Annotated in this window: 30 protein-coding genes; 10 read left to right on the forward strand and 20 right to left on the reverse strand. The window is 60.9% G+C overall.

All coding sequences use genetic code 11. The annotated features are described in order from the left end of the window. Positions 1-91: 91 nt before the first annotated feature. A complete protein-coding gene (locus tag ABID16_RS01480; RefSeq protein ID WP_354554565.1) occupies positions 92-691 on the reverse strand; it encodes a 50S ribosomal protein L25/general stress protein Ctc in 600 nt (199 codons plus the stop codon). 407 nt (positions 692-1,098) lie between these two features. On the opposite strand from ABID16_RS01480, the gene ABID16_RS01485 reads away from it, so the two are divergent. Further along, positions 1,099-2,040, forward strand: coding sequence for a helix-turn-helix domain-containing protein (locus ABID16_RS01485; protein WP_354554567.1), 942 nt, complete (start codon positions 1,099-1,101; stop codon positions 2,038-2,040). 82 nt (positions 2,041-2,122) lie between these two features. On the opposite strand, the gene ABID16_RS01490 is transcribed toward ABID16_RS01485, so the two are convergent. The 6 genes from ABID16_RS01490 to lgt form a co-directional block, all read right to left on the reverse strand. Then, the gene (locus tag ABID16_RS01490; protein WP_354554570.1) at positions 2,123-3,055 is read right to left on the reverse strand and encodes a ribose-phosphate pyrophosphokinase; all 933 of its coding nucleotides are present in this window, start codon (positions 3,053-3,055) and stop codon (positions 2,123-2,125) included. Between the two features lie 125 nt (positions 3,056-3,180). After that, positions 3,181-3,954 (reverse strand): hypothetical protein, encoded by a 774-nt coding sequence (locus ABID16_RS01495; RefSeq protein WP_354554573.1) that lies wholly within the window; start codon positions 3,952-3,954, stop codon positions 3,181-3,183. Between the two features lie 203 nt (positions 3,955-4,157). Beyond that, positions 4,158-5,309 (reverse strand): M24 family metallopeptidase, encoded by a 1,152-nt coding sequence (locus tag ABID16_RS01500; protein ID WP_354554576.1) that lies wholly within the window; start codon positions 5,307-5,309, stop codon positions 4,158-4,160. 31 nt (positions 5,310-5,340) lie between these two features. Further along, entirely contained in the window at positions 5,341-6,138 is a 798-nt protein-coding gene (gene pgeF / locus ABID16_RS01505) for a peptidoglycan editing factor PgeF (RefSeq protein WP_354554578.1), read from the reverse strand. A 94-nt stretch (positions 6,139-6,232) separates the two neighbouring features. Beyond that, complete coding sequence (locus ABID16_RS01510) at positions 6,233-7,360, reverse strand: class I SAM-dependent methyltransferase (protein ID WP_354554583.1); 1,128 nt, start codon at positions 7,358-7,360, stop codon at positions 6,233-6,235. Next, positions 7,357-8,202 carry a prolipoprotein diacylglyceryl transferase gene (gene lgt / locus ABID16_RS01515; protein ID WP_354555870.1) on the reverse strand — a complete coding sequence of 282 codons (846 nt, stop codon included), beginning with the start codon at positions 8,200-8,202 and terminating at the stop codon, positions 7,357-7,359. The genes ABID16_RS01510 and lgt overlap by 4 nt, the downstream gene beginning before the upstream one ends. A gap of 222 nt (positions 8,203-8,424) precedes the next feature. On the opposite strand from lgt, the gene ABID16_RS01520 reads away from it, so the two are divergent. The 5 genes from ABID16_RS01520 (at position 8,425) to ABID16_RS01540 (ending at position 11,471) form a co-directional block, all read left to right on the forward strand. After that, a complete protein-coding gene (locus tag ABID16_RS01520; protein ID WP_230835400.1) occupies positions 8,425-8,685 on the forward strand; it encodes an accessory factor UbiK family protein in 261 nt (86 codons plus the stop codon). Between the two features lie 474 nt (positions 8,686-9,159). Continuing rightward, positions 9,160-9,660, forward strand: coding sequence for a type III secretion system chaperone family protein (locus ABID16_RS01525; protein WP_354554589.1), 501 nt, complete (start codon positions 9,160-9,162; stop codon positions 9,658-9,660). A 3-nt stretch (positions 9,661-9,663) separates the two neighbouring features. Beyond that, complete coding sequence (gene proC, locus ABID16_RS01530) at positions 9,664-10,476, forward strand: pyrroline-5-carboxylate reductase (protein WP_354554592.1); 813 nt, start codon at positions 9,664-9,666, stop codon at positions 10,474-10,476. A gap of 9 nt (positions 10,477-10,485) precedes the next feature. After that, positions 10,486-10,827, forward strand: a complete 342-nt coding sequence (locus ABID16_RS01535; protein ID WP_354554593.1) for a tRNA-binding protein — start codon at positions 10,486-10,488, stop codon at positions 10,825-10,827. A gap of 86 nt (positions 10,828-10,913) precedes the next feature. Beyond that, positions 10,914-11,471, forward strand: coding sequence for a protein tyrosine phosphatase (locus tag ABID16_RS01540; RefSeq protein ID WP_354554594.1), 558 nt, complete (start codon positions 10,914-10,916; stop codon positions 11,469-11,471). A gap of 74 nt (positions 11,472-11,545) precedes the next feature. Here ABID16_RS01540 and ABID16_RS01545 read toward each other — a convergent pair whose 3' ends face one another. The 5 genes from ABID16_RS01545 to ABID16_RS01565 all read right to left on the reverse strand — a co-directional run bounded on the left by ABID16_RS01545 (position 11,546) and on the right by ABID16_RS01565 (position 14,903). After that, on the reverse strand, positions 11,546-12,949 hold the full coding sequence (locus ABID16_RS01545; protein ID WP_354554595.1) for an ATP-binding protein: 1,404 nt from the start codon (positions 12,947-12,949) through the stop codon (positions 11,546-11,548). 6 nt (positions 12,950-12,955) lie between these two features. Continuing rightward, entirely contained in the window at positions 12,956-13,666 is a 711-nt protein-coding gene (locus ABID16_RS01550) for a response regulator (protein WP_354554596.1), read from the reverse strand. Then, positions 13,663-14,115, reverse strand: coding sequence for a MarR family winged helix-turn-helix transcriptional regulator (locus ABID16_RS01555; RefSeq protein ID WP_435532344.1), 453 nt, complete (start codon positions 14,113-14,115; stop codon positions 13,663-13,665). Before ABID16_RS01555 ends, ABID16_RS01550 begins: the two co-directional genes overlap by 4 nt. A gap of 211 nt (positions 14,116-14,326) precedes the next feature. Continuing rightward, positions 14,327-14,602, reverse strand: coding sequence for a hypothetical protein (locus ABID16_RS01560; protein WP_354554597.1), 276 nt, complete (start codon positions 14,600-14,602; stop codon positions 14,327-14,329). A 91-nt stretch (positions 14,603-14,693) separates the two neighbouring features. Next, complete coding sequence (locus tag ABID16_RS01565) at positions 14,694-14,903, reverse strand: hypothetical protein (RefSeq protein ID WP_354554598.1); 210 nt, start codon at positions 14,901-14,903, stop codon at positions 14,694-14,696. 168 nt (positions 14,904-15,071) lie between these two features. On the opposite strand from ABID16_RS01565, the gene ABID16_RS01570 reads away from it, so the two are divergent. Next, the gene (locus ABID16_RS01570) at positions 15,072-15,719 is read left to right on the forward strand and encodes an MBL fold metallo-hydrolase (protein WP_354554599.1); all 648 of its coding nucleotides are present in this window, start codon (positions 15,072-15,074) and stop codon (positions 15,717-15,719) included. A gap of 116 nt (positions 15,720-15,835) precedes the next feature. On the opposite strand, the gene ABID16_RS01575 is transcribed toward ABID16_RS01570, so the two are convergent. The 5 genes from ABID16_RS01575 to ABID16_RS01595 all read right to left on the reverse strand — a co-directional run bounded on the left by ABID16_RS01575 (position 15,836) and on the right by ABID16_RS01595 (position 18,842). Next, complete coding sequence (locus ABID16_RS01575; protein WP_354554600.1) at positions 15,836-16,255, reverse strand: BA14K family protein; 420 nt, start codon at positions 16,253-16,255, stop codon at positions 15,836-15,838. 207 nt (positions 16,256-16,462) lie between these two features. Then, positions 16,463-16,678 (reverse strand): cold-shock protein, encoded by a 216-nt coding sequence (locus ABID16_RS01580; protein WP_109857120.1) that lies wholly within the window; start codon positions 16,676-16,678, stop codon positions 16,463-16,465. 408 nt (positions 16,679-17,086) lie between these two features. Further along, on the reverse strand, positions 17,087-17,980 hold the full coding sequence (locus ABID16_RS01585) for a DMT family transporter (protein WP_354554601.1): 894 nt from the start codon (positions 17,978-17,980) through the stop codon (positions 17,087-17,089). 138 nt (positions 17,981-18,118) lie between these two features. Beyond that, positions 18,119-18,346 carry a hypothetical protein gene (locus ABID16_RS01590; protein WP_354554602.1) on the reverse strand — a complete coding sequence of 76 codons (228 nt, stop codon included), beginning with the start codon at positions 18,344-18,346 and terminating at the stop codon, positions 18,119-18,121. Next, positions 18,336-18,842, reverse strand: a complete 507-nt coding sequence (locus ABID16_RS01595; protein ID WP_354554603.1) for a hypothetical protein — start codon at positions 18,840-18,842, stop codon at positions 18,336-18,338. Before ABID16_RS01595 ends, ABID16_RS01590 begins: the two co-directional genes overlap by 11 nt. 373 nt (positions 18,843-19,215) lie before the next feature. Between ABID16_RS01595 and ABID16_RS01600 the strand changes: the two genes are divergently transcribed. Continuing rightward, positions 19,216-19,722, forward strand: a complete 507-nt coding sequence (locus ABID16_RS01600; RefSeq protein ID WP_354554604.1) for a DUF4405 domain-containing protein — start codon at positions 19,216-19,218, stop codon at positions 19,720-19,722. Positions 19,723-19,744: 22 nt separating this feature from the next. Here ABID16_RS01600 and ABID16_RS01605 read toward each other — a convergent pair whose 3' ends face one another. Continuing rightward, positions 19,745-20,641, reverse strand: a complete 897-nt coding sequence (locus tag ABID16_RS01605) for an EAL domain-containing protein (protein WP_354554605.1) — start codon at positions 20,639-20,641, stop codon at positions 19,745-19,747. 246 nt (positions 20,642-20,887) lie between these two features. On the opposite strand from ABID16_RS01605, the gene ABID16_RS01610 reads away from it, so the two are divergent. Then, a complete protein-coding gene (locus ABID16_RS01610) occupies positions 20,888-22,090 on the forward strand; it encodes a pyridoxal phosphate-dependent aminotransferase (protein ID WP_354554606.1) in 1,203 nt (400 codons plus the stop codon). A gap of 182 nt (positions 22,091-22,272) precedes the next feature. Beyond that, a complete protein-coding gene (locus ABID16_RS01615; RefSeq protein ID WP_354554607.1) occupies positions 22,273-23,013 on the forward strand; it encodes an EF-hand domain-containing protein in 741 nt (246 codons plus the stop codon). 472 nt (positions 23,014-23,485) lie between these two features. On the opposite strand, the gene ABID16_RS01620 is transcribed toward ABID16_RS01615, so the two are convergent. Further along, entirely contained in the window at positions 23,486-24,388 is a 903-nt protein-coding gene (locus ABID16_RS01620) for a LysR family transcriptional regulator VtlR (protein WP_354554608.1), read from the reverse strand. 82 nt (positions 24,389-24,470) lie between these two features. After that, positions 24,471-25,436, reverse strand: a complete 966-nt coding sequence (trxB, locus tag ABID16_RS01625) for a thioredoxin-disulfide reductase (protein ID WP_354554609.1) — start codon at positions 25,434-25,436, stop codon at positions 24,471-24,473. Positions 25,437-25,509 lie beyond the last annotated feature (73 nt).

Genomic DNA, 25,509 nt, shown 5'->3' on the forward strand with positions numbered 1-25,509 from the left:
TTGCGAAGCGCGAAAAAAACAAGGCCCGCTCACATCTCTGTAGAGCGGGCCTTGCACGTAACTGAATTGTCGAAATCGGATCGCTGTTCGATCAGGCTTCGGCTGCTTCTTCCTGGACACCGCCGGCCGGGGTCGCGATCGTGGCGATCGTGAAGTCGCGGTCGGTGATGACAGGGGTCACGCCTGCCGGAAGCTTGATGTGCGAGATGTGAACGCCTTCGCCGATCTTGAAGCCGGTCAGGTCAGCCGTGATGGCTTCCGGAATGGCGTTGGCCGGGCAATGGAATTCAACTTCGTGACGGACGACGTTCAGCGTGCCGCCGATCTTGAGGCCCGGGGACTTCTCATGGTTGATGAAGTGAACCGGAACGGCAACCGTGACCTGGGTGTTGCCCGAGACGCGGAGGAAGTCGACATGCATCGTGAAGTCGCGGACCGGGTCGAGCTGGTAATCCTTCGGGAGAACCGAGATCTTTTCGCCGTCGACGTCGATCGTTGCAATGGTGGTCATGAAACCGCCAGCGTGGATCTTCTTCGTGACTTCATTGGTCGACAGAGCGATCGAAATCGGGGCCTGCTTGTCGCCATAGATGACTGCTGGGATAAGACCGTTGCGGCGCAGTTCACGGGAGGACCCCTTACCAGCCCGATCGCGCTTTTCGGCCTTGAGCTCGTACGAAGCGTGGCTCATGGTATTTCCTTTCAACGTTGCGGAGAGCCGCGCATCCGGCCATCTCTGACCGCTGCGAAGCTGAAGCTTGTTGCTGAATTCGCTAAAAGCCTCATCCGCCTTGCCTCCAAGGGTGTCTAGGCGGACGGCGCTCCATACTCCAAAGGGGTATCGATTGCAAGGCCGGGCAGGGAGCCGTTCTTTATGGCCAGTTGATGAAGATCAATGTGTGGCGCGCCGAAGTGGCGCATTCTTGAAACACTTCGTAAGTCATATACGAAAGTGCTGATGCATTTGTCCGGCAGGCATGCCATCCTGACCCTCATTCGTGACATCGGCACGAACCTTTCAGGATCCTGTGACATGTGCTTGAGCCATGTGACCTGCGTGGGATTCGAAAGGGAGCTTTGGGAGGAGCTGAGCTGATCATGACCCAACATGCAGACAAGGTTTATTCGCTGGCGCGCAAGTCTTCACAGGCTGCAAGCTCCCCGGTTGCCGCCTCGTGGCTTCGGTGCATGAACGTACACAAGCTCAGCCCCGACCAGAAGCTTTCGCCCGCGCGCCTCACCGACCAGGAATTTCGCGACGCGAGCGAACGGTCGCAGGTCATGGTCGAGGAGGCACGGGACGAACTCGACCGCCTGTTCATGATGGCCGGTCGCTCCGGTCACGCGCTCCTGCTGACGGATGGCAACGGCGTCGTGCTCGACCGGCGCGGCACGGCGGGCGACGAGAAGGATTTTCGCGGCGTCGGCCTCTGGTCCGGCACCGTCTGGAGCGAGGCGAGCGTCGGAACCAACGGCATCGGCACGGCGCTGGCCGACCAGCGTGCCGCCACCGTCAGTCGCGATCAGCATTTCCTGTCGTCCAACACAGGTCTGAGCTGTACGGCTGCACCCATCCGTGACCACACGGCGCGCATTTCCGGCGTGCTCGATTTCTCCACCTGCCGCGATGATGCGAACGAATTGACGATGACGATGCTGTCGCATGCGGTGCGCGATGCGGCACTGAGGATCGAAGGCAATCTGTTCCGCCGTGCTTTCCCGATGGCACGCATCGTGATGGTGGGCAGCGGCTACGGCGCGCTTCTGGCCGTCGACCGCGACGATATCGTGCTGGGTGCGACCCGCGGCGCGCGGCAGGCTCTGGGCCTCGATGAAAGCCGGCTGGCGGCCGGCATTCCTGCGGCCGATCTGCTTAACGAAGGCGAGCCGACGCGTTCGGCCGATCTGCTTGAGGCCGAGCGTGCCGCCTTGCGCCGGGCGATCAGCCGCAACAATGGCAATATGTCGCGCACGGCCGAAGCGCTGGGCATCAGCCGCGCCACGCTGCATCGCAAGGTCAAGCGGCTGAGCATCAGCTGAAGGGCTGTCAGCAGGGTTCAAATAAAAACGCCGTACGTTCTGTCAGAGCGCACGGCGTTTTTGTATTTGGATGAGGTTCGGTTCAGTCAAACAGGCTCGAGACCGAGGCTTCCATGCTGGTGCGGCTGATGGCTTCGCCGAGAAGGGGGGCCGAGGAAATCACGCGGATATTGTGCGCAGACTGCACCGCCGTGGTCGGCTGGATCGTGTCGGTGATCACGAGTTCCTTGAGCTTGGAGGAACTGACGCGAGCCACCGCACCGCCGGAGAGAACGCCGTGCGTGATATAGGCGGTGACGCTGGTTGCACCGTTCTTCAGGAGCGCTTCTGCGGCGTTGCAGAGCGTGCCGCCGGAATCGACGATGTCATCGATCAGGATGCAATCCTTGCCGGTGACATCACCGATGATGTTCATGACTTCCGACTCGCCCGGACGGTCGCGGCGCTTGTCGACGATGGCCAGCAGACAGTCGAGACGCTTGGCGAGCGCGCGGGCGCGCACCACGCCGCCGACGTCGGGCGAGACGACCATGACGTTTTCAAGGTCATAGTGGTCCTTGATGTCGCGGGCGAGGATGGGGGCGGCAAACAGGTTGTCGGTCGGGATGTCGAAGAAACCCTGGATCTGGCCGGCATGCAGGTCGAGCGTCAGCACGCGGTCTGCACCGGCTTCGGTGATCAGATTGGCGACGAGCTTGGCCGAGATCGGCGTGCGGCCCGAGGCGCGGCGGTCCTGGCGGGCATAACCGAAATAGGGAAGGACGGCCGTGATGCGGCGGGCGGAGGAACGGCGGAACGCGTCGATCATGATCAACAGTTCCATCAGGTGGTCATTGGCCGGAAAGGAAGTGGACTGGACAACGAAGATGTCTTCGCCGCGGACGTTTTCCTGAAGTTCGACGAAAATTTCCTGGTCCGCAAAGCGGCGAACCGTGGCCTTTCCCATAGGAACTTTAAGATAGTTGCAGATCGCTTCGGCCAGAAGCCGGTTCGAGTTCCCTGCGAAAACCTTCATTTTGGTCCGCCCTGATGATGCTGAATGCCGGCGTTTTAGCGCGCTGGGTCATGAATGCAAGCGGTGAAACACGGATTCGTCACGTTTTCCCGTACATCGGCGGAATTGCGGGCGATTTGGCCACATCAGCCGCGCCGGGATGATTTCCAGGAGAGGTACATGTTGATCGTGTCCGAGGCGATCTTGGACATGACATTGGGCGGGACATTGGCCCATGGGTCGGCGGATTTGCCGGCGAGCTTTTCCTGACCCTGAAGGCGGGTGAGGCGCGCGCCGGAGGCGTCGAGAACGTCCCAGACATAGGTGATCGTCGTTCCGCCGCCGTCATCGAAGGCGGAGAAATAGCCCTTCAGCATGTGTTCGGCCGAGTTGTCGGACGACGGCTTGATGGAAATGCCGCGTGCAGACGCATTGGTGGCGAGTTCGCGCGAGAGCGGTGTCACTGCAGCAATCGGCGCGCCGATGATGGGCAGGAAGCGGATGGAACCACCGCCCGCAGCCGAGCCGTCAGCGGGCAGCGTGCCGAGAACGCCTGGAGCCTGCGGCTGGCCGGAGGCCTGATAGATCGATTTCTGCGTTGCCGAAACGCCGCCGGGGCTTCCGAGCATCGGGCTTCTGGGCCCGGTTGGCTGGGGGGGCATGGCCTGTGGATCGCTGCCCGCCGTGGTCGCGTCCTGCGGAAACTGGGTCCGCTGCGTGCCGATATTGCGGCTTTCCTCTGCGGCAAGGCTCGTCTGGTCGGGCGAGTCGAGGGCCGGCGGCGCGCCCTGCTTTGCCGTTGCCGTCTTCGGTCCGGGATCTCCGACCGGCTCCGGCGGGGTCATGAGACCGGAGGTCGTGCAGGCTGATAGGCAGAAAACGGCCGCAGCTGTCAGCGCTGACATGAAAAGCTGCCGCATCCTGTTCCGTCCTCCTGTCGTCTCAGGGCTAACGCATGTTGCGATCTTTCAGATTCGCAATCATGCTTTATGTCTTTTTGCATGTCGTTATCGCAAAACCGCTGCACACCTTTGCGCGACATGCTTTGATTTCGTCCGCATTAACGGCTGCAGGCAAGACCGTGTCAATGCTCCGACATTCTGGATACCGGGTTCTGCACCGTTCACGCCGTGAGCAATGTCAGCGGGTGACGCGACAGGGCCTTCGGCGCCTCCTCCGTCGTCAGGTAAGTCTGACCGAGCGTCATGGCAAAACCGGACTCGGAATCCATGATGATCATGTGAACGAAGAGCGTCATGCCGGGTTCAATCTCCTGCGGGTTGCCGGCATGGAACATCTGCTGCTCCATCCAGGACGGGGAGAAGCGGGCGCCGAGCGAATAGCCGCAGGCATTCAGCCGATGGCGGGCGAGGCCGCGCTCGTCCATGATGCGGGCGTGAACGTCGAAGACCGTCCCGAACGTATTGCCGGGCCGCAGCACGAGTTCGATCGCCTGGATGGCCTCGCGGCAGGCCTCGAACAGCTCGACCTGGCGCGGTTCCGGCGCGCCGATGACGATCGTGCGCATCATGGCGGCGTGATAGTGGGCCGAAACGCCTGCCCATTCCAGCGTCAGCTGGTCGTGTTCGGAGAGTGTGCGGCGGCCGGCCTTGTAGCGGCACAGAAGGGCGTCGGCGCCGGAGCCGATGATGAATTCATTGGCGGGATAATCGCCGCCGCCGGCAAAGATCGCGCCTTGCATGGCCGCGAGAATATCCGCCTCGTTTGCGCCGGCTTTCGTCAGCCGGATTGCTTCGTCAAGCGCGAGGTCGGCGAGATGCGCGGCTTCCGTCGTGCAGGCGATTTCCGCCTCGCTCTTGAGAAGCCGCAGCTTGCCCACCAATGCGGAGGCATCGATCATTTCGCAGAAGTTCATCAACTGTCTGTCGACGAGATGAGCGGTTCGGCCCGTCATGCCGTGGGTGTCATATTCGACGCCGATGCGCGCACCCAAAAGGTCGAGTTCGTTCAGCAGGTCCTTCAGATCAACAGAGGGGTCGGCATTGGCGCGGTCGACCCATATGCGAATGTCGGAAATGTTGGAGGTGTGGCGGGCCTGACGCAGGTCAGCCGAGCGGGTCAACAGAACCTTGGAACCATCCGACTTCACGACGAGCGTCTGGAAGAAGCAGTAGCCGAAGGTGTCATAGCCGGTCAGCCAGTACATGCTTTCCTGCGCGAACAGCAGGATGGCATCAAGCTTTTCCTCGCGCATCTGCGCTGTCAGCCGGTCCATCCGCTGCGTGTATTCCCGTTCCGAGAAATGCATCGCCATGTCCCTTGTCCTCCCGTCAGGCAGCGGCGTTTCAGGCCGCTCGATTGAGCATGATCGCGGAAATCTGCCGGCCGTAGTCCGGCTCCTTGCGGTGCGTGGTGCGCCGATAGGAGTAGAAGCGCTCCTCGTCGGGATAGGTGCAGTGGCCGGTCATGCCGGCATTGACGCCAGCGGCCTTGAGGCGCGCGACCGTCAGGCCCTGCAGATCGAACATGGAGTGGCCGTCATTCACCGACGGGGTGAAGAAGCGGGCGTAATCCGTGTCGACAGCAAGAAAGCGTTCCACGAATTCGGGGCCCACTTCGTAATTGGCGGCGCTGATCGACGGGCCGAGAACGGCGGTGATGCTGTCACGCTTCGCGCCCAGCGCGATCATGGCCTCGATCGTGCTCTCCAATACGCCGTAGAGCGCGCCCTTCCAGCCGGCATGCGCTGCGCCAATCACGCGGTTTTCCGCATCGGCGAAGAGGATGGGGCCGCAATCGGCGGCGAGAACGCCGAGCACGATGCCGGGAGTGGCCGTAACGAGCGCATCGGCCTGCGGACGCTCGCCATCATAGGGCTCCGTCACCGTGAAGACGTCGGGCGAGTGGATCTGGTGGACGGTCGCCAGCTTCTCGATGGGGGCGCCGAACCATGCGGCGACGCGGGCGCGATTCTCAATTACCCGCTGCGGCGTGTCGCGCGAGCCGAGACCGACATTGAGACCGGTATAGATGCCTTCGGATACGCCGCCCTGACGGGTGAAATAGCCGTGGCGGATCACGTCGTGGCTAACTTTTTGCAGCACATCGCTGACGATCGGGCTCAGGCCTGCGGGGATGTCCATGATCTTGTCTCCCGTTGTCGCACCCTTGTTCCCGGTGCACGCGTCTGAGTGCGGCGCCGAACGAGGCGGATGTTGCAAACTGCGGATGGGTCTGTCAATCCGCCGCCAAGTCGCCGGAATGGGGACGATGGACGATGAAGGGTTCGAGCTCCACATGGCTGGAGGAAACGGCGAGAACCTTGAAGAGTTCCCCCATTTTGCCGGCTCCGGCTCCGGCGAGGCGGTCTACGGCCGTGGCAATGTCTTCCGCCGCAAGAGCTTCCTTGCCACGTGCGAGCGCTTCCGCCCGCTCGTAAATGCCCAGCCCTGCGAGGAAGTCGCCCTGATGCATGACGCCATTGACATGCAGGCCGGAGAGATGGGCGGTCTTGGCCAGCGCCTCGAAATCCACATGGCTCGTCAGGTCCGCCTCGCCCGGATGGGCCAGTGGGGGATCGAACTGGTGGGCGCGGATGGCCTGCAGCGTGTCGCCATAGCCCGAAGCGACATGGCCGTAATCGATGATCAGTGCCGAGCCGCCGTCCTCGAGGAGGCGCTGGCAGAGCGCCTGCATGACGGCAAGGCGGGCAGGGGCGAATTCTGCAATCGCACCCATCGGCTGCAGGCCCGGTGGCCCCGGTAGAAGGGCCGGATCGACGCCGGCCATGCCGGCCGCGAAAGTGAGATTGTCATCCGCATCCAGCCCCACCATCCGTTCGCGAAAGCCGGTCGGCGTCTTCACGAACTGGCGGATCGGGATCGCATCGAAGAGTTCGTTGGCGGCCAGCAGCAGAGGACCGGGCGGGATGCCGTCGAAGCCATCATGCCAGGTGATCTTCCACTTGTCGGCCACCAGCGTCTGCGCCTGCACCTTGCGCAGGCGCTCGCTGGTCTCGACCAGATGGATCTGCGCGGCTTCGTACATCTCGGGGGCGAGCTTCTTCACGACGCGCACGATGTCCGCCATCATCGTGCCGCGGCCGGGGCCGATTTCGGCGAGATGAAATTCCGATGGAGCGCCATGCGCCTTCCAGGCCTGCACGAGGAAGATGCCGATCATTTCGCCGAAGAGCTGGCTGATTTCGGGCGCGGTGGTGAAATCACCGGCCGCACCGAAGGGCTCGCGCGTCTTGTAATAGCCGTGCTCCGGATCGGCGAGGCAGAGCGCGAAATAGTCCGTCACGCTGATTGGCCCGTTCACCCGGATGAAGGTTTTGATCTTTTCCGCAAGCGGCGTGGTCATGGCGCGGCAGTTTCCGGGTTGGGCAGGCGCGCGGCAGCGCGACGGGCGCGCCAGATGGCCCAAAGGCCGGCTGCTACCATCGGCAGCGACAGCAGCATGCCCATGGTCAGCCAGCCGCCGAGGAGATAGCCGAGTTGCGCATCGGGCTCGCGGAAGAATTCCGCCGTGATGCGGCTGAGACCATAGCCGCAGACAAAGACGCCGGTGATGAAGCCGGGGATTTTCAACAGCTTCGGACCATAGGCGAGCAGGCTCAGCACGGAGACAAGCACGATGCCTTCGAGGCCAGCTTCATAAAGCTGGCTCGGGTGGCGGGCAAAGGGCCCGCCGGTCGGGAAGATGACGGCCCAAGGCACGTCGGTGATGCGGCCCCAGAGTTCGCCGTTGATGAAATTGGCGACGCGCACGATGCCGAGCCCGATGGGCGCGACGATGGAGACGATGTCGAACAGGCTCCAGACCGGGATCTTGTGCGCGCGGGCAAAGAGGATCATGGCGATCGTCGTGCCGAGGAAGCCGCCATGGAAGGACATGCCGCCATCATAGACGCGGAAGAAGCGCAGCGGATCAGCGAGAATGTTGGGTAGATCGTAGAATAGCGCATAGCCCACGCGGCCGCCGACCACGATACCGATGGCAGCATAGAGGACGAAGTCGTCGAGCTGTTGGGCGTTGACCGGCGGCTGACCGCCGCGCCAGAGATTGCCGTTGGCGATCAGGCGGCGGGCATAGAGCCAGCCGAGCATGATCGAAACGACATAGCCGATGCCATACCAATGCACCTTCAGCGGCCCGATTTCGAAGGCAACCGGGTCGAAGCCGGGAAAGGCGATGGCCGCCATGGTGATGAGTTCGCTATGCAATTGGATGCAGCCCCACTGTTTCGCGCCGGAAAATGAAGGGTGAAAGGGGCAGGGTCAAGGCGATTTTTCTGCGCTTTGGTAAACCCGGCAGCGCTTCGTCATACGTGTGCCGAGGTCCATCGCAATTGTGCTTGCATAAGACCGCGCGACGACCTACCTCAGTTTCAGAATGTTCATGTCCGAAAGGCAAGGGAGACAATCATGTCCACGGGACCGAACCGCATTTTTGACGATTTCGCCAAGCTGATGACGGACGCCGCCGGCGCTGCCCAGGGGCTTCGCCAGGAAGCGGAGACCGCTTTCCGCGCCCAGGCCGAGCGGTTCATGAACTCGATGGACCTCGTCAAGCGCGAGGAGTTCGAAGCCGTGCGCGAGATGGCCGTGAAGGCGCGTGAGGAAAATGACGCGCTGGCCGCAAAGATAGCCGAGCTTGAGGCGAAACTGGCGGCGAAGAAGGGCTGATCGGCCTCTTCCATTCTGATCTTGATTCCAAGGATTCGGGGGTCTCGTTTGGCGAGGCCCCTTTTGTTTTTCGCCTCCGGCGAGTCCGCACCTGTGCATGAATCACCGCCTTTTCGCAGGTGCACTCCTCGGACTTTCATTCAACCGAATTTTTTCGGAAATTTTCTCAACCTGTGGATTCGACCGAAAAATCATTATCGCAGAGTCAGTTATGCCTTTGCCATCAAGCGGCTCCTAAAGTGACTTGAGGATTTCGGCCGCCAAAAGCCGTTGCGGCGGGGGTGGCGAGAGCGGGTCGTCGCTATAGACTGATTTTCAACGACGATTCGAAGCGGCGCAAGTTTCGGGCAGGACGACGCGCCTAGCCTTTTTACCGCTAGGGATCGTTTCATCTTTGTATCTGGCGCGTTTATTGGGTTTGGCGAGTGTGTGCTTGTCGCCGAGCCGTTGCGGGTCCGATGGAGAACATGCCGAATGAGCCTTATTGAAATGCAGATCGCGCGCCAGTCGAACCCGGTCGATATGATCGAGTTTGTCGCCGCCAATAACGACTGGACCTTCGAACGGTCCGGCGAGGACGAAATTTCGATGTCCGTGGGCGGCCGCTGGGCCGACTACAACGTGTCCTTCTCCTGGATGGAGGATTTCGAGGCGCTGCATCTGGCCTGCGCCTTCGACCTTAAGGTGCCGCAAAGCCGCGTCAACGAGGTGATCCGCCTGCTGTCCATCGTCAACGGACAGGTGCTGATGGGGCATTTCGATATCTGGCGTCTTGAGGATGCGATCATCTTCCGCCAGTCGCTGCTGCTCGCCGGTGGTGCCGAGCCGACCGATCGTCAGGTCGAGGTTCTGCTGTCGAATGCGCTTGATAGCTGCGAGGCCTATTTCCAGGCCTTCCAGTTTGTCGTCTGGTCCGGCATGGACGCGCAGGAGGCGGTTGATGCCGTCCTGTTCGAAACGGCCGGGGAAGCCTGAGACATGGCCTCCACGAAAAAGATCGTTCTTCTCGGTGCTGGCAATATGGGCGGAGCGATGCTCGCCGGCTGGCTGAAAAGCGGTATTGCGGGTTCGTCCGTCCTGATCCTCGATCCGAAAGTCTCCGATGCGATGGCTGCTGAGGCTGCTGCGCATGGCGTCGAGATTGCCGCTGCGCCGCCGGCGGGCATGACGGCCGAGATCATCTTTCTCGCCGTGAAGCCGCAGATCATGGACGTGGCGTTGCCGCCCGTTAGAAGCCTTGTCGGGCCGGACACGGTCATCGTCTCCATTGCTGCGGGCAAGACGCTTTCCTTTATCGAAGGTCATCTGGGTGAGGGCGCATATGTGCGCGCCATGCCGAATACGCCGGCCATGGTCGGGCGCGGCGTGACCGGTGCCTTTGCCAATCCTGCCGTTTCGTCAGTGCAAAAGGCGGCGGTGCATGATCTTCTCAAGGTCAGCGGTCCGGTCGAATGGGTTTCGTCCGAGGCGGATATCGATTCCGTCACGGCGCTGTCGGGCAGCGGCCCGGCCTATGTTTTCTATCTCGTCGAGTGCATGGCTGAGGCAGGCCGAAAACTCGGTCTGCCGGCGGACCTCGCCATGCGTCTCGCGCGGGAAACAGTCTCGGGGGCTGGTGAACTCCTACACCAGTCCCCCGAGGATGCTTCGCGGCTGCGCACCAATGTGACGTCTCCGGGCGGCACGACGGCTGCGGCCCTTTCTGTCCTGATGGCGGAAGACGGCATGCAGCCGCTCTTCGATGCCGCCATTGCCGCAGCGCGCAAGCGTGCGCAGGAACTGGCGAACTGAGCCGACGCCATGACTGATCCGATCACCTATGCCGATTTCGAGAAGGTCGATATCCGCCTTGGCACGATTGTCGAGGCGGAGCCGTTTCCGCAGGCGCGCAAGCCGGCGATCAAGCTGGTGATCGATTTCGGGCCGGAAATAGGCCGCAAGAAGTCGTCTGCGCAGATCACCGTGCATTATTCGCCCGAAACGCTCCTCGGACGTCGCGTCATGGCGGTCGTCAACTTCCCGCCTCGCCAGATCGGTCCGTTCATGTCGGAAGTGCTCACCCTCGGCTTTGCCGATGCGGAGGGCGCGATCGTGCTGGCCGGCGTCGAGCTTCCCGTGCCGGACGGCGCGAGGCTCTGCTGATCACATTTCTCCGGCCGGTCTCCGCCCAGCCGTTTTTTGCCCCAATCGGGGCGTAGGCCTGATTCCATATTTTGAGGGGAACAGCCATGGTACTGGACCAGAATTTCCGCGTGAGCTGCCTGCCGCGCGCCCGCGAGGTGGCGGATGAGTGGCGTGCCACGCATGTCGTGTCACTGATCGATCCCGAACTGCCCGATCACCTCGTACCCGTGATCGGGCGCGGCGAGCATATCGTAGCGCGTCTGCGCGACCAGGAAACGGCGGCTGTCACGGCGCATTTCCCCGATGTCGTCACCAGCCTGTTCGAGACGGTGCGGCCCGCCGTGGAGTTGCCCGACAGCCGCATTCTCGTTCATTGCCATGCTGGCGTCAGCCGTTCGACCGCCTTTGCCTTTTGCCTGATGGCGCATCGGGCGGGCGCGGGGCAGGAGGTGCAGGCCTTCGATGCATTTCTCAAGATCGTCAACAAGCCCTGGCCGAACCGCCGTATTGTCGAAATTATCGATTCGCATCTTGGGCGTGGTGGCGCACTTCTTGCCCCGCTCGATGCGCTTCGCGCGCGCCATCCGAAGCGGATCGATGCATGGCACCGCTACAATCTGCGCCGGCCGTATCCGGAATTGATGGGCGGCTACGGGCGCTGAAGCGCTCTATTTGTTTTCACGCAATTCCAGACGCGAAACCGGTTTCCACTTTCGCTGGAATTGCTCTGATCCGATCACGCAGGGATGCGGATGATGGCTCTCAGGCCCCCCATGGGGCTGTCGTCAAGCGTGACATTGCCGCCATGGGCGCGCGCCACGTCACGCGCGATCGCGAGACCGAGGCCCGTTCCCGACGCATTGAGGTTGCGCGCCTCGTCCAGCCGGAAGAAGGGCTTGAAGACCTCGTCGCGCATGGCGAGCGGAATGCCCGGGCCATCGTCATCCACGATCACGGTCAACCATTTCGGGCCGTGATCTGCCCTGACGCGGACGTTCTCGGCATGGCGCCAGGCGTTGGAGATGAGGTTCGAAATCAGCCGGTTGAAAGCATTGGGCCGCACGCGAATTTCATCGCGGCCCTCGATCTTGGCTGTGAAGCCCTTGTTTTCCAGTTCGGCATGCATTTCGAGACGGCGCATGACTTCGCTGAGATAGACCGTTCCGACATCCTCCTCGGCCTCCGAGCGGACGAAGGCCAGATAGCCTTCGAGCATGGACTGCATGTCGTTGACGTCCTGATGCAACGGCTCCAGTTCCTTGTCGTCGCCGAGAAGCGCGAGCTGCAGCTTGAAGCGCGTCAGGATCGTGCGCAGGTCGTGGCTCACGCCCGATAGCATGGCGGTGCGCTGTTCGACATGGCGCTCGATGCGTTCGCGCATGAGGATGAAGGCGAGGCTGGCCTTGCGGATTTCATCCGCACCGCGCGGCGCAAAATTCTCCGGCATTTTCTGGCCCTTGCCGAAGCTTTCGGCCGCTTTCGCCAATGCCGTAATAGGCCTGATCTGGCCGCGAATGAAGAGAACCGAAATGCCGATGAGAATCAGTGACGTCACCACCATCCAGATGATGAAAATGTGGGTGTTGGAGGCATAGGCGGAGGCACGGGGCGCGAAGATGCGCAGCACGTCCTTGCCGACCAGGATACGGATTTCGATGATGCGCGAATTGCCGACCGTGTCGATCCAGAAGGGGCGCGCGACGCGGCGGGCGATTTCCTGGCTCAGGAAGTCGTCGAGCAGCGAGAAAAAGGGCTTCGGGCGCGGCGGCGGCAGCGTGCCGTTCTTCTCGACCGCGATTTCCAGTTCGAGGCGCTGGCTGGCAATCCGCTTCAGCTGGCTGAAATCGTCATTTTGCGGATAGGTCTCCATCATGTCGATGATGGCGGAGATATCGCGGGTGACGGCGCTGGAGAGCCGCTCCGTCACCATGTGCCAGTGGCGTTCCATGAACAAATAGGTGACGACACCCTGCAGGATGAACATCGGCAGGATGATGATCAGCAGCGAACGGGCGAAGAGCCCGGTCGGCAATTGCCGGCGTAGCCAGCGGATCGAGCGCTTCCAGCCGGACGAGGGCGCGCGATCGCGTTCCGGACGGATCGAGTCGAAGCTGCTCGGCTTTGCCTCCGTGTCTGCCATGGAACCTTAATCCGTGTTCAGGCGATAGCCGATGCCGCGAACGGTCTGCAGCCAGACCGGGTTGGACGGATCGTCCTCGATCTTGCGACGGAGCCGGTTGATCTGAACGTCGATCGTTCGCTCGCCTGTGTCTGCATCGCTGCCCGCCAATTCGTGTCGTGGCACCGTATCGCCCGGCCGCGTGGCGAAAATGCGCATGATCTCCTGCTCCCGATCAGTCAGATGCACGAATTCTCCAGAGCGGCGCAGTTCCGCCCGTGTGATCGAGAATGTGAAGGGTCCGAACATGATCTGCTCGATCGCCGGCGGTCGTTCGGCGGCGCTGCGACGCAGCACATTGTTGATACGCAGCACCAGTTCACGCGGATCGAAGGGCTTTCCGAGATAGTCGTCCGCGCCTGCCTCCAGCCCCTCGATGCGGGATTCCGCCTCGCTCAGAGCCGTGAGCACGATGATCGGGAACTTGCGGTCCTGGCGCAGCGATTTCGTCAGCGCAATGCCGTTCTCTCCGGGCATCATTACGTCGGCGATCAGGAGGTCGAAGTCCAGACCTTCGAGCTTGCGGCGCGCTTCCTGGCTGTCGGCGGCGGCGGAAACGCGGAAACCTTTCTCCTGCAGGAAGCGTTGCAACAGGTCGCGGATACGCTTGTCGTCATCGACGATCAGGATGTGGGGGGCGTCGTCTGCAACGGCTTCGACCCTGGCGCTGGTGATCATGGTAGCTCTCCTTCGCCCTCGTCGGACATGCGGGTGAGGAAGCGCACGACTTCCGCCCGTTCCTGGGCCGTTGCCGTCGCAAGGGCGCGTGCGATCCGGCGGTGCTGCGGGGCGGCCAGTTCCAGAGCGAGTTCGCGGCCTGCGCGCGTCGGATAGAGGCAGCGCTGGCGGCGATCCTCGGGCCCGGCAATCTGGCAGATATAGCCCTTGTCGATCAGCTGTTTGAGTACGCGGGCCAGCGACTGCTTGGTGATTTTCAGCGTGTCCAGAAGGGCGGCGACGGTCATGCCCGGTTCGCGGTTGACGAAGTGCATAACCCGGTGATGGGCGCGGCCCATATCGCCTTTTTCCAGGATGGCATCCGGGTCGGATGTGAAGGCACGATAGGCAAAAAAGAACAACTCGATGATTTCGAAGTCAACGCCATCGGCAGCCGTCATCGGCTCCATAATGGGTTCGGGTCGGCTTGTCCTGCCGCTCCGCGTGCGTTGAGCCTGGGGCATGCGTAGTCCTCATGTCTTCCTGTAGCGGCGCCGCTGCATGCGACCCGTGTTTCGCATAGACCGTAAATGTCCATCCGATGAACAGCAAGACGTGAGTTCCGGTTGCCCCCGCCCCATTGGCCGGAGAGACGATGTGGTGGCGCGTGGCCCAAGACTGTCAGTGACGGTGGCGCAGCATGCCGCCGGTCAGGGCACCCACGATCGGGGTGAGGATCGCACCACCGAAGCCACCGGTGTAGACATCGACGAGGGCCCCGGACACGGTGCTGTCGCCAGCTGTCAGGTGAAAGACCAGCCCACCCAGCAGGCCGCCGACCGCGCCAACCGCCGTCCTGCTCCATGTGCTGAGAGCCGGCTGTTTCATGGCCGCGCAGATGGCGTTGCCCGCGATAATGCCTGCGACAATTTCAATTGCGATGCTTGCATAGTCCATGAAATGCCTCCCGTCAGTTCATGATCATGGAAAGAAGCTTCATGCGAATTCCCCTCTCTGTCAATGACTTAATGACGCAGATTGATCCAGATCAAGGTGAGGGGCCGTCAAATGTGCCGGGCTTTTGACAAAAGGCAAAACCAGCCTGTTTCGCAAGGAACAGTTCGTTCCAGCCTCGCGTTGTAAACACGGATCCGATAACAGCACGCAAACGAACGGGGGGTGTTTTCATGTCTTTGACGCAGGTTTCGAGCGATGAGTCGCCGCGCACGATGCGACCGGTGGCGATCTTCTTTTTCACGGCCGTTTTTCTCGTGGCCGGCCTTCTGGCGACGACAGCCTCCTTTGCCGTCTCGCCCCTTGAGCCGCGGGACGTCGCCATTTCCGGACACTGAATTCACAGATCCCGGAGTTTCCATCGCTGCCAAGTTCCTCTATCTCCATCGTTCAGTGAAATTGGAGTAGCGACATGGCAAAGCTTCAGGCGGGAATTATCCCGGTAACGGCATTCCAGCAGAACTGTACCATTCTCTTCGACAGCGAAAGCAAGGAAGGCGTGGTCGTCGATCCCGGCGGCGATGTCGAGACCATACTGGATGTGCTCAAGTCCAACGGGATCGACATCAAGGCAATCTGGCTGACGCATGGCCATCTCGACCACGCGGGCGGCGCGATGGAACTGAAAGAAGCGCTGGGTGTCGATATCATCGGCCCGCACAGGAACGATGAGACGTTCCTGAAGGGACTTGAGGCGCAGGCAAAGATGTATGGCCTCGATACGCCGATGCGCAATTGCACGCCTGACCGCTATCTTGACGACGGCGACACGGTCGGGTTTGGCGAGCATGTCTTCGAGGTCTATCACACGCCCGGTCATGCGCCGGGGCACGTGATCTACTTCCATCGCGAGGAGGGGATTGCCCACCTCGGCGACGTGCTTTTCAACGGTTCGATCGGCCGGACGGACCTGCCGGGTGGCGATCATGCGACGTTGCTGAACTCCATCAAGACGAAGGTGTTTCCGCTGGGTGATCATGTCGGCTTTATCTGCGGCCACGGTCCGGGCAGCCGGATCGGCGACGAGCGGCGGAACAACCCGTTCCTGGTGGGGCTTTAGAGCAATTCCAGCGAAAGTGGAAACCAGGTTCCCGCCTTCGAGGATTTGCTCTGAACGCTTCAGACAAAAAATGCCGGGCGATAAACCCGGCATTTCTTTTTCAAACTTTGTTTCCGTCAGCGGCAGAAATGTTCGCGACCATCATAGCCGACGAATGTGCCGCTTTGCGGATCGAACGAGCGATAGCGGCTGGAGCAATAACGGTACCAGCTACGCGACCACGGGGCGAGGGCCGGGCGGTACACCGGGGCGGGCTGTTCATAGACATAGGTCTGACGGTAATAGACGCGGCGCGGCGGCGGGGGCGGCGCATAATAGCCGTCGTCATCATAGACATAACGACGCGGCGGCGGTGGGCTAGCTAGCGCAGCACCCGCAATGACACCGACGGCAAGACCCGCAATGCCGGCTGCCACGGCGTCTCCGCCGTTATGACGGTGACGATGCCATTCCTGTGCGGAGGCGCTGCCGGCAACAGCGAAGGCCGCGACCGTTGCGGCGCAAGAAATCGCTATAAATTTCGAAACCTTGTTCATGGCCTTTCCTTTCGTCCATGCGCGCGATCAGATCGCGACGTTGTGACGAAAATTAGGTCGCCTAAGCTGAACGCAGTCTGAACAAAGGTTAAAATTCTGCGAAGACGAAAAGGTTCCACGGGGAAACAGAAAACCGCGACCTGGGGCACGAAAACGCACCCGCAAATCGCGGTTCGAAATCTGTTCAACCGGGAAGGTTGTTCAGGCTCAGCCGGTAACCGTGAGGTTGACTGCCTTCGGGCCCTTGCCGCGACGATCCGGCTCGGTGTCGAAGGAAACCTTCTGGTTTTCAGTCAGGCCGTTAAGGCCGGAAGCCTGAACAGCAGAGATGTGAACGAAGATGTCTGCGCCGCCCTTGTCGGGCTTGATGAAGCCGAAGCCCTTGTCGGTATTGAAGAATTTTACAGTGCCAGTCTCGGCCATGTGTCTCAGGTCCTTTTCTCACGCCCGTGCCGCTACGGGCTCATGCTGCGCCCCTCAAGGGAGGCTTCGGCAGGCAGTCGAGGTCATGCGGAGGAAAGGTCCTGTTTTGTTACCGCGGTGCACATGGAGACCGGACCTGCCTTGCCCAATCCCCAAACTGACCGCCCGGAACTTGTCGCGTCTCCGGAGCGCAGAAATTATGAGGTCTTCCCGTATGTCCACAAATTTCTGTGGACGAGGCGCAGAGTGATGTAGTTCTGAAAAATTGGCAAGCGAAACTTTTGCGCGTTTTTGAAAACTTCCAGTCGCTACTTTAGAGAATTTCAAAAGTTTAATTGCCTTGCAACTAGGCAGGATTTGCAAGTGCTTGAAAATCAAGCAGGAACGAATTGGTACGAAAGAACTGGCTCAGGCGAGTGATCGCGCCCGGCGGGATAGGATTTCCGGAACGATTTCAACGAGTAGCATGGCCAGAAAGATCACGGCGCAGCCGACATAGCCGATAGGGGTGATTGTCTCGCCCAGGATGAGGGCGCCGAAGGTTGCTGCAAACAATGCTTCGGAGGACAAGAATATCGCCGCCTGCGGTGCTGTCGTGTAGCGCTGGCCTATGACCTGCAGGCTGAAGGCAAGGCCGGAGGAAAAGACACCGGCATAGGCGATTTCGAAGCCGGCATTCCTGATCGCTTCCCAGGAAATCGGCTCCAGAATCATGGCTGCAACCGTGGCGCAAATGCCGGTGACGGCGAACTGCCAGGCAGAAAGCGTCAGGGGACGGCCGCTCTGGCTGGCAAAAATACCGATTAGGAAGACCTGGACCGACCAGAAGAAGGCGCAGACGATGGTCATGCCGTCGCCGTAGGAGAGGTGGCTGAGCGAACCGCCGCTCAGGAGGAAGATGCCCAAGAGTGCAAGAAGGGCGCCCGGCCAGACGATCCAGTGCGGCGCGCGGCGCAGGACGACAACGGTCAGGATCGGCACCATGATGACGTAAAGGCCGGTCAGGAAGCCGGAATTGGTCACTGTGGTCGTGAGCAGGCCGATCTGCTGAGTGACTGCTCCGGCAAAGAGCGCCAGCCCGATGGCGGTGAAGGCTGCGTAGGTGCGGGGCGTGACAGGCGCGGTAGCGCGCTTCAACTCGCGCCAGGCAAATGGAGCGACAGCCGCCGTGGCCACGAGGAATCTCAGGCCGATGAACCAGAAGGGGCCCAGTGATTTCATCGCGCTCGACTGCACCACAAAACCTCCGCCCCAGATCGCGCCGGCAAGAAGAAGACAAAGATTGGCTTGCAGGCGGGTCATCGGTTCGGCCTTGTGCGGGGGAGGCGCGCGGCTTGCGCGCGTTGCGCCGGCTTCTAGCAGCCGCTTACCAATGGCTCAAGGGGAGGGGACCGAAAAGCACCGTGATTCGACACGCATGCTGACGTGCGCCGGCTTGCGTCAAATCTCGGTCGCGCGGTTCAGCCCGTCCGCATCGATCACGCGAAACTCTGCGAGATGGTGATGTGCAGCGTGCTCCAGTGGTGCTCCGGAGAATTCGGCCTTCGCCATGATGTAGAGACCGTTGCCGATCATGACGATGCCGGACAGTGCCACCAATGCCATGAGGGCGATGGCGAGGCGAATGGCGAGCGGCTGCCGCCGCTCGGGCGCCTTTTCAGATGGCATCGATCATGTCCTCGTCCTCGCGCTTCCCGCCGCGGGGCCCGCCAAAGGTGAGCATGACGAAGCTGCCGCCGATGAGGGCGAGGGAGAGAAGAAGGGCGCCGGTCTTGATGTCGTGATCGGCGAGCGTCGCGATGGAGGCATGGGCCACGCCGGCATTGTCTTCGGGGATCGAGACGAGAGGCGTCTGGTCGTCCGCAGTGGTCGTCGAGGCCGCCTGCATTGCTGCCGGCGCGGCGACCGGCGCATCCTTGAGCGCGATGACGATCATCGTCTTGTCAATCGTGTTCGCCGCAGCCGCAGCGCCTGCCTGCAGCGGCGCGGCTACGGACATTTCAGCGCGATGAGCAGGACCAGAATGGGAGCCGGTCGCCGAAGCGGAATTCATGATGCCCGCGAACATGAACACGAGCGCGGCCACGAACACGATCGCGAGCCAGCCCATGATGTTGTCGTTTCGCTTCAGCCTTACGTATTCCAGCTCGTCTTCCAGAAACATGATCTTCCCCAATCGTTCTGCCGGCCGTTGTACTGGCCAACAATGTCTCTATCGATCCGCTTCTCGGCGTGCTGTTTCCTCGGGTACAGGTGGCCGTCGATCGATGTCTTATTTTAAAACGGGTCATCGTGGCCTCAGACGGGTCAAATTGTGACGTGAGGCGAGAAATATCGTGACCAATTCAAGGCACGCGCGAAACTTGTGTGACAGGAGCGAGCGATGAGCGCCGGGCGGGGCGGGATTGTTAAGTTTTGTGGCGCAAACGTGAAGCCGTGTTGCGGTGAGGAAAATTATTTTAATGTTGTTTTACAATGGTTTGGTGCGGGTATAGTTCATGCACCGAACAGATCGAAGGGCTGCAAGGAGACCGATTATGAAAGACGCCTTATTCCGCTATGCCACACCCGCCATGACATCACTTTTCGTGATCTCACTGATATCTGGCGTGATCATTTTCTTTCACATCGGACCCGCCTGGTTGCATGGTGTGCATGAATGGCTCAGCATGGTTCTGATCGTACCCTTCGTCCTCCACATGTGGCGAAACTGGCGAGCGTTTATTAACTATTTTAAACGTGCCGCCATGCCCTTCAGCCTTGCTGCGGGTGTGGCTGCTGTCGCTGCTTTCGGGATCATGCCTGCGGGTGCGGAAGGCGAGAGGAGCGGGCCGCCGCAATTCGCGCTCGCAGCGACGATGGTTGCTGCTACGCCGGCCGCCGTGGCGCCGGTGCTTGGCGTCAGCCCGGATGCGCTTGTCGACAAGCTAAAGGCTGCTGGCTTTGTCAGCGCGGATGCGGCCACGCCGATGAAGTCGATGGCCGAGGCCGCAGGCAAGACGGCAACCGATGTCTACAGGGTGCTGACTCAAGTCAGGAAATGATGCCGGCGCGAGAGAGGGGCTCTTATGCCCCTCGTTTGCCGAAAGACGATGCCTTGCGGCCTGTACCGAAGGACGGCATCGAGGGGCGAGCGGGTGCGGCCTGCGCACGCACATGCTCGAAGGGTTCCGGATAGGTCCGGTTGAAGCTGGTCGGTGCGATTTCCGGCCGGGCAAGGACATAGCCCTGCATGAGCGGCACACCGAGTTCCTGGCAGAGTTCCACTTGCGAAAGCTCTTCCAGACCTTCGAAGATCGGCTGGATGCCGCGTTCCATGAACTGCTCGACCATGACCTTCAGCAGCGCGAAGCCTGTCGGGTCCTGCATGAATTCGAGAACCCAGGTGGTTTCGAATTTCACGAATTCAGGCTTCAGGATCGCCACGCGCTCGGCGTCGCTGTCCTGCGCGCCATATTCGTCGACGGCGGTCTTGAAGCCGAGTTCACGCAGGCTGTTGGCGAAATGCGTGATCGCCTTCAGGTCCTCGTTCTTCTTGCGGGTGATTTCGCAAACGATCTGCTCCGGCTTCATCCCTGCTTCGTGCGTCGCGAGCGCAATGCGGTCCACCTCGTGGCGGATCGCCTGCAGCGTCAGGAACATGCCCGGATGGAAGTTGACAAAGAGCTTGACCGAGCGGCGCTGCATGATGCCGGTATTGAGGATATGCAGCGTGCGCAGAAGGCTGTCGACCTCCGGCAGATCGGCCGGATTGACCTGCGGGAAGAATTGCGACGGCGCAACGGGCTCATTGCCGCGCTTGGCGCGAACGAGGCCTTCGAAGGCAGCGAGGAGAAGATCGCCGTTGGCGTCCTCGCCGAAAATCGGCTGAAGCGCGGTCTGAAGCACGAAGGCGCCATAGGTGGCGACGTAAGTGCCATCTTCCAGGCGCTGCAAGCGTGACAAGATACTGGTCGACGTCATCGGGTGAATCCGGTGGCAGATTGGTACATTCAACCTTCCAGATAGCATCAATTCCTTACTTCCGGATTAACCCCTTGCCGCGCACCGCTCCCGCATCGCCAAAATTGAAGCATTCATTGCCCGAATTGACTTGAAATGCAGGGTTTGTTTCGACATAACCCATCGCGGCTCGAGACCGGGGCTTTTACAGGCTTTTGCGGGGCTTCCGGTCGGCCTCCATCGTCAGTTCTCAAAGGTTCGAAGATCATGGCTTTTATCGCCGACGCGCTTTCCCGAGTGAAGCCCTCCGCCACTATCGCAATGGCCCAGAAGGCCCGCGAGCTCAAGGCCAAGGGTGTGGACGTCATCAGCCTCAGCGCGGGCGAGCCCGATTTCGACACGCCGGACAATATCAAGAAGGCCGCCATCGACGCGATCAACCGTGGTGAGACGAAGTACACGGCTGTTGCCGGCATCCAGGAACTGCGCGAGGCGATTGCCAGGAAGTACAAGCGCGAGAACGGTCTGGACTACACGGCAGCCCAGGTCATCGTCGGCACGGGCGGCAAGCAGATCCTGTTCAACGCCCTGATGGCGACGCTGAACCCCGGCGACGAAGTCATCATTCCGGCGCCGTATTGGGTGTCCTACCCGGAAATGGTCGCGATCTGCGGCGGTACGTCCGTGTTCGTCAACGCCACGATCGAGAACGGCTTCAAGCTGCAGCCGGAAGATCTGGAAAAGGCGATCACGCCGAAGACCAAGTGGTTCATCTTCAACTCCCCGTCCAACCCGTCGGGAGCTGCCTATACGCATGACGAGCTGAAGAAGCTGACGGACGTTCTGCTGCGCCATCCGCATGTCTGGGTTCTGACCGACGACATGTATGAGCACCTGACCTTCGACGGTTTCAAGTTTGCAACGCCGGCTCAGGTCGAGCCCGGCCTCTATAGCCGCACGCTCACCATGAACGGCGTCTCCAAGGCCTATGCGATGACCGGCTGGCGTATCGGCTATGCGGCTGGCCCGGTCGAACTGATCAAGGCCATGGACATGATCCAGGGCCAGCAGACCTCGGGCACCAACACGATTGCCCAGTGGGCGGCTGTCGAGGCGCTGAACGGTCCGCAGGACTTCATCGAGAAGAACAAGGCGATCTTCCAGTCGCGACGCGATCTGGTCGTCTCCATGCTCAACCAGGCCAAGGGTATTTCCTGCCCGGTTCCGGAAGGCGCGTTCTACGTCTATCCGTCCTGCGCCGGCCTGATCGGCAAGACCGCACCGTCCGGCCGTGTGATCAACACGGACCAGGACTTCGTGATGGAACTGCTCGAATCGGAAGGCGTTGCCGTGGTTCATGGCACGGCATTCGGCATGGGCCCGAACTTCCGCATCTCCTATGCGACCTCGGAAGCCATGCTCGAAGAGGCTTGCCGCCGCATCCAGCGCTTCTGCGGCGCCTGCAAGTAAGCAGATACAGCCTTTCAGGATGTTTCAGACCGCCGGGCGCAAGTCCGGCGGTTTTTTCGTATGCGGCCCTTATGAAACGCAATGCTGGCTCAAGGTTTCGGGAGCCTAGTTGTGCCGCTTCTCAACGCTTGGGGACGGCGACGAGTGGTGACTTCAACTGCAATCTCATGAAGGAGATGCGCATGACTTCAATAATGTCATCACCGGGCGGCAGCGCCGTCTATTCCAGCCAATTGTCCCAATTGCTCGCAGCGAACCAGTCTGCGGACAATGATGATACCTCCGGTGCCGCCAACTCTGTTCCCGCAAGCCAGACGGTTCCGTCGCTGGCAAGCGTTCTGAGCACGGACGACACGACGGGCGTCGGCGCCCAGGCCACGTCCACCATCAATTCGCTGATGATGCAGATACAGGCCTTGAAGGCCGGGACCGCATCCACCGCATCCTCAACGACAGACTCGACGTCCACGACGGACGGCACGCAGCCCCTTGATCAGCAGCAGAGCGGTGCCGTGCATGGCCATCACCGGCATCACGGGGGAGGCGGGGCGCAAGAGGCCGCGAAGGCCTTCTCGAAGATCGATACCGACAAGAGCGGTTCCGTTTCGCTTGCGGAATTTGTCGCCGGCCGTCCGAAGGACATGTCCGAGGAGGATGCGACCAAGATCTTCAAGTCCATCGACACCGCAGGGACCGGCTCGATCACCGAGGATCAGTTTGCCGCGAACCTGAAGGCCGGGCATGAAAAAGCGGGCGCCGCGCACCACGCCAAGGGCGCGGATGGGGTGGATTCCCAGCCCGACATGAAGGCGCTGGCGCAGGATCTCGTGACGCAGCTGAAAGTGGTCATCCAGACCTTCAACAACGGCTATGTCGATGGCGGCGAGAGCAATGCGCCGGCGGATACGACGGCCATCGGCTGACGGTTCTGAAGTCTTGACGGAGCGCGGTGGCGACGCCGCGCTCGCATCTGCCGTTCGAAAATCAAAGCATTATTTCAAGCAAAAAAAATGGGCCGCAAGATTTCTCTCGGGCCCGTATAGTTGTGAAGGTAAAAACCTCCAGAGGGGAACAGTTGTTGTAGCGGCACTGGGAGGAAAACCGCTAAGCTCAACAACTGAGCGTGATATGGTGCCAAATTGTGCAGGTTTCAAGGATTGGCGTTGCATGTCAGGCATGCCGCCTGCGCATAGCTCTGACGATTTTCCATCTAAGTCTTTGTTTTTTATGGTTTAAATATTTGACCTTGCGGTCAATATCGTCAGGCTCCATCAATCGATATTTTGAAGGTTCCGGCAGTCTTCACTGAAAATGATTGGTTTCTGCTTAAAATATAGCCATTAATCATGCTTGCCCCGAATCTGTGCTTTGCAATCGGGCCGCCGCACGAGGGCGTCAGAAGTTCCAGTTACGTGCCTTGGCGACGATGAAATCGCGGAAGACCTTCAGCTTTGCTGCATTCTTCATTTCATCCGGATAGCAGAAATAGGTGTCGAAGGACGGCACGTCGGCATTGGTGACGAGCTGCACGAGGCCGGGATCGCGGCCGACGATATAGTCGGGGAGCATGGCGATGCCGATGCCCTTCAGCGCGGCCTGCTTGATGGCGCTGAGCGAATTGATCTGCAGGTGCGGCGTGCGCGGATTGTCGGCCGAGCGGCCGGCGATTTCCAGCCAGTTCACATCGAGCAGATAGCCCGGCGCAGGCTCGCCGAACGAAATGATACGGTGCTTGTCGAGATCTTCGATCGACTGCGGCTCGCCATGGCGGCTCAAATAGGCGGGGGCGGCATAGACATGCATATGCACGGTGAAGAGTTTGCGCTGGATGAGGTCGGACTGCTGCGGCTGGCGCAGACGGATAGCGCAGTCGGCATGGCGCATGTTCACGTCCAGTTCCTCGTTGTCGAGGATGAGCTGGACCTGCATGTCGGGGTAGAGGTTCAGGAATTCCTGGATCTTGTCGGTCAGCCAGCCCTGGCCGAGGCCGACCGTGGTCGTGACCTTCAGCTTGCCGCTCGGCTTCTCGGTGGTTTCGGTGAGCTGGATTTTCACCGTTTCCAGCTTCATCAGCACATCATGCGCCGTGCGATAGAGCAGCTCTCCCTGTTCGGTGAGGATCAGGCCACGGGCGTGGCGGTGGAACAGCTTGCAGCCGACATCGCTTTCCAGCGCGCTGACCTGGCGGCTGATCGCGGATTGCGACAGGTGCAGGCTCTCGGCGGCATGCGTGAACGAGCCTGCCTCCGCAGCGGCATGAAATATTCTCAGCTTGTCCCAGTCCAGCGGTCCGCCCATGCCGTTTCCTCAGCTCTCTGTCTTTACGCATTCCCGGACGGAAAACCGCCCGACACTTTTCATGGGAATGCTTGTTGGCAGCTTATTCAGCGGCGACAGCAGGCGCTGCGAGATGACCGGCCAGATAGCGCTCGGCTTCGAGCGCTGCCATGCAGCCCATGCCGGCCGCCGTGATGGCCTGCCGGAAGGTGTCGTCCGTCACGTCGCCTGCCGCGAAAACCCCCTCGACATTTGTGGCAGTCGAATCGGGTGCTGTCCACAGGTAACCGTTGGGCTTCTGGCGCAGCTGGCCTTCGAACAGTTCGACCGCCGGTGCATGGCCGATGGCGACGAAGACCCCGTTGGTGGCATGTTCGCTGATTTCGCCGGTCTTGGTGTTGCGCAGCTTCACGCCCGTCACGGACACGGGGGAGGCGTCGCCGATGATTTCGGCGATCTCGGCATTCCAGACGATCTTGACGTTTTCCTTGGCGAAGAGGCGCTCCTGCAGGATCTTTTCCGAGCGGAACTGCTCACGGCGATGCACGACCGTAACGGACTTCGCGATGTTGGAGAGGTAGAGCGCTTCCTCGACGGCGGAGTTGCCGCCGCCGACCACGATCACGTCCTTGTTGCGATAGAAGAAGCCGTCGCAGGTGGCGCAGGCCGAGACGCCGAAGCCCTGGAAGGTCTTCTCGGAATCGATGCCGAGCCACTTCGCCTTGGCGCCGGTGCAGATGATCAGCGTGTCGGCGGTCCATGTCGCGCCGCTGTCGGTGACAACGTTGAAGGGGCGGCGGGAGAGGTCAACCTTGGTCACGATGTCGTTGACTATTTCCGCGCCGACATGGGTCGCCTGGTTCAGCATCTGCTCCATCAGGAACGGACCCTGGATCGGATCGGCATAGCCCGGATAGTTCTCGACATCCGTGGTGATCATCAGCTGGCCGCCCTGGTCGAGGCCGGCGATCAGCACGGGGCTCAGCATGGCGCGCGCGGCATAGATGGCGGCGGTGTAGCCGGCCGGGCCGGAGCCGATGATGAGAACCTTGACGTGACGGTTGGACATTGTTTGATCCTTTCGCGCGGGCAGGGATGAGCGCATGACAATAGGCGCGCCGCGACGTTGAAACTTGACCGCT

The organism is Limnomicrobium aquaticum (assembly GCF_040545545.1).
GTDB lineage: Bacteria > Pseudomonadota > Alphaproteobacteria > Rhizobiales > Rhizobiaceae > Ensifer_A > Ensifer_A aquaticum.

Excerpts from the sequence above, each read along its gene's own strand:
- ABID16_RS01480 (WP_354554565.1), bottom strand. The coding sequence starts at position 691 with ATGAGCCACGCTTCGTACGAGCTCAAGGCCGAAAAGCGCGATCGGGCT.
- ABID16_RS01485 (WP_354554567.1), top strand. The coding sequence starts at position 1,099 with ATGACCCAACATGCAGACAAGGTTTATTCGCTGGCGCGCAAGTCTTCA.
- ABID16_RS01490 (WP_354554570.1), bottom strand. The coding sequence starts at position 3,055 with ATGAAGGTTTTCGCAGGGAACTCGAACCGGCTTCTGGCCGAAGCGATC.
- ABID16_RS01495 (WP_354554573.1), bottom strand. The coding sequence starts at position 3,954 with ATGCGGCAGCTTTTCATGTCAGCGCTGACAGCTGCGGCCGTTTTCTGC.
- ABID16_RS01500 (WP_354554576.1), bottom strand. The coding sequence starts at position 5,309 with ATGGCGATGCATTTCTCGGAACGGGAATACACGCAGCGGATGGACCGG.
- pgeF (WP_354554578.1), bottom strand. The coding sequence starts at position 6,138 with ATGGACATCCCCGCAGGCCTGAGCCCGATCGTCAGCGATGTGCTGCAA.
- ABID16_RS01510 (WP_354554583.1), bottom strand. The coding sequence starts at position 7,360 with ATGACCACGCCGCTTGCGGAAAAGATCAAAACCTTCATCCGGGTGAAC.
- lgt (WP_354555870.1), bottom strand. The coding sequence starts at position 8,202 with ATGGCGGCCATCGCCTTTCCCGGCTTCGACCCGGTTGCCTTCGAAATC.
- ABID16_RS01520 (WP_230835400.1), top strand. The coding sequence starts at position 8,425 with ATGTCCACGGGACCGAACCGCATTTTTGACGATTTCGCCAAGCTGATG.
- ABID16_RS01525 (WP_354554589.1), top strand. The coding sequence starts at position 9,160 with ATGAGCCTTATTGAAATGCAGATCGCGCGCCAGTCGAACCCGGTCGAT.
- proC (WP_354554592.1), top strand. The coding sequence starts at position 9,664 with ATGGCCTCCACGAAAAAGATCGTTCTTCTCGGTGCTGGCAATATGGGC.
- ABID16_RS01535 (WP_354554593.1), top strand. The coding sequence starts at position 10,486 with ATGACTGATCCGATCACCTATGCCGATTTCGAGAAGGTCGATATCCGC.
- ABID16_RS01540 (WP_354554594.1), top strand. The coding sequence starts at position 10,914 with ATGGTACTGGACCAGAATTTCCGCGTGAGCTGCCTGCCGCGCGCCCGC.
- ABID16_RS01545 (WP_354554595.1), bottom strand. The coding sequence starts at position 12,949 with ATGGCAGACACGGAGGCAAAGCCGAGCAGCTTCGACTCGATCCGTCCG.
- ABID16_RS01550 (WP_354554596.1), bottom strand. The coding sequence starts at position 13,666 with ATGATCACCAGCGCCAGGGTCGAAGCCGTTGCAGACGACGCCCCCCAC.
- ABID16_RS01555 (WP_435532344.1), bottom strand. The coding sequence starts at position 14,115 with ATGGAGCCGATGACGGCTGCCGATGGCGTTGACTTCGAAATCATCGAG.
- ABID16_RS01560 (WP_354554597.1), bottom strand. The coding sequence starts at position 14,602 with ATGGACTATGCAAGCATCGCAATTGAAATTGTCGCAGGCATTATCGCG.
- ABID16_RS01570 (WP_354554599.1), top strand. The coding sequence starts at position 15,072 with ATGGCAAAGCTTCAGGCGGGAATTATCCCGGTAACGGCATTCCAGCAG.
- ABID16_RS01575 (WP_354554600.1), bottom strand. The coding sequence starts at position 16,255 with ATGAACAAGGTTTCGAAATTTATAGCGATTTCTTGCGCCGCAACGGTC.
- ABID16_RS01580 (WP_109857120.1), bottom strand. The coding sequence starts at position 16,678 with ATGGCCGAGACTGGCACTGTAAAATTCTTCAATACCGACAAGGGCTTC.
- ABID16_RS01585 (WP_354554601.1), bottom strand. The coding sequence starts at position 17,980 with ATGACCCGCCTGCAAGCCAATCTTTGTCTTCTTCTTGCCGGCGCGATC.
- ABID16_RS01590 (WP_354554602.1), bottom strand. The coding sequence starts at position 18,346 with ATGCCATCTGAAAAGGCGCCCGAGCGGCGGCAGCCGCTCGCCATTCGC.
- ABID16_RS01595 (WP_354554603.1), bottom strand. The coding sequence starts at position 18,842 with ATGTTTCTGGAAGACGAGCTGGAATACGTAAGGCTGAAGCGAAACGAC.
- ABID16_RS01600 (WP_354554604.1), top strand. The coding sequence starts at position 19,216 with ATGAAAGACGCCTTATTCCGCTATGCCACACCCGCCATGACATCACTT.
- ABID16_RS01605 (WP_354554605.1), bottom strand. The coding sequence starts at position 20,641 with ATGACGTCGACCAGTATCTTGTCACGCTTGCAGCGCCTGGAAGATGGC.
- ABID16_RS01610 (WP_354554606.1), top strand. The coding sequence starts at position 20,888 with ATGGCTTTTATCGCCGACGCGCTTTCCCGAGTGAAGCCCTCCGCCACT.
- ABID16_RS01615 (WP_354554607.1), top strand. The coding sequence starts at position 22,273 with ATGACTTCAATAATGTCATCACCGGGCGGCAGCGCCGTCTATTCCAGC.
- ABID16_RS01620 (WP_354554608.1), bottom strand. The coding sequence starts at position 24,388 with ATGGGCGGACCGCTGGACTGGGACAAGCTGAGAATATTTCATGCCGCT.
- trxB (WP_354554609.1), bottom strand. The coding sequence starts at position 25,436 with ATGTCCAACCGTCACGTCAAGGTTCTCATCATCGGCTCCGGCCCGGCC.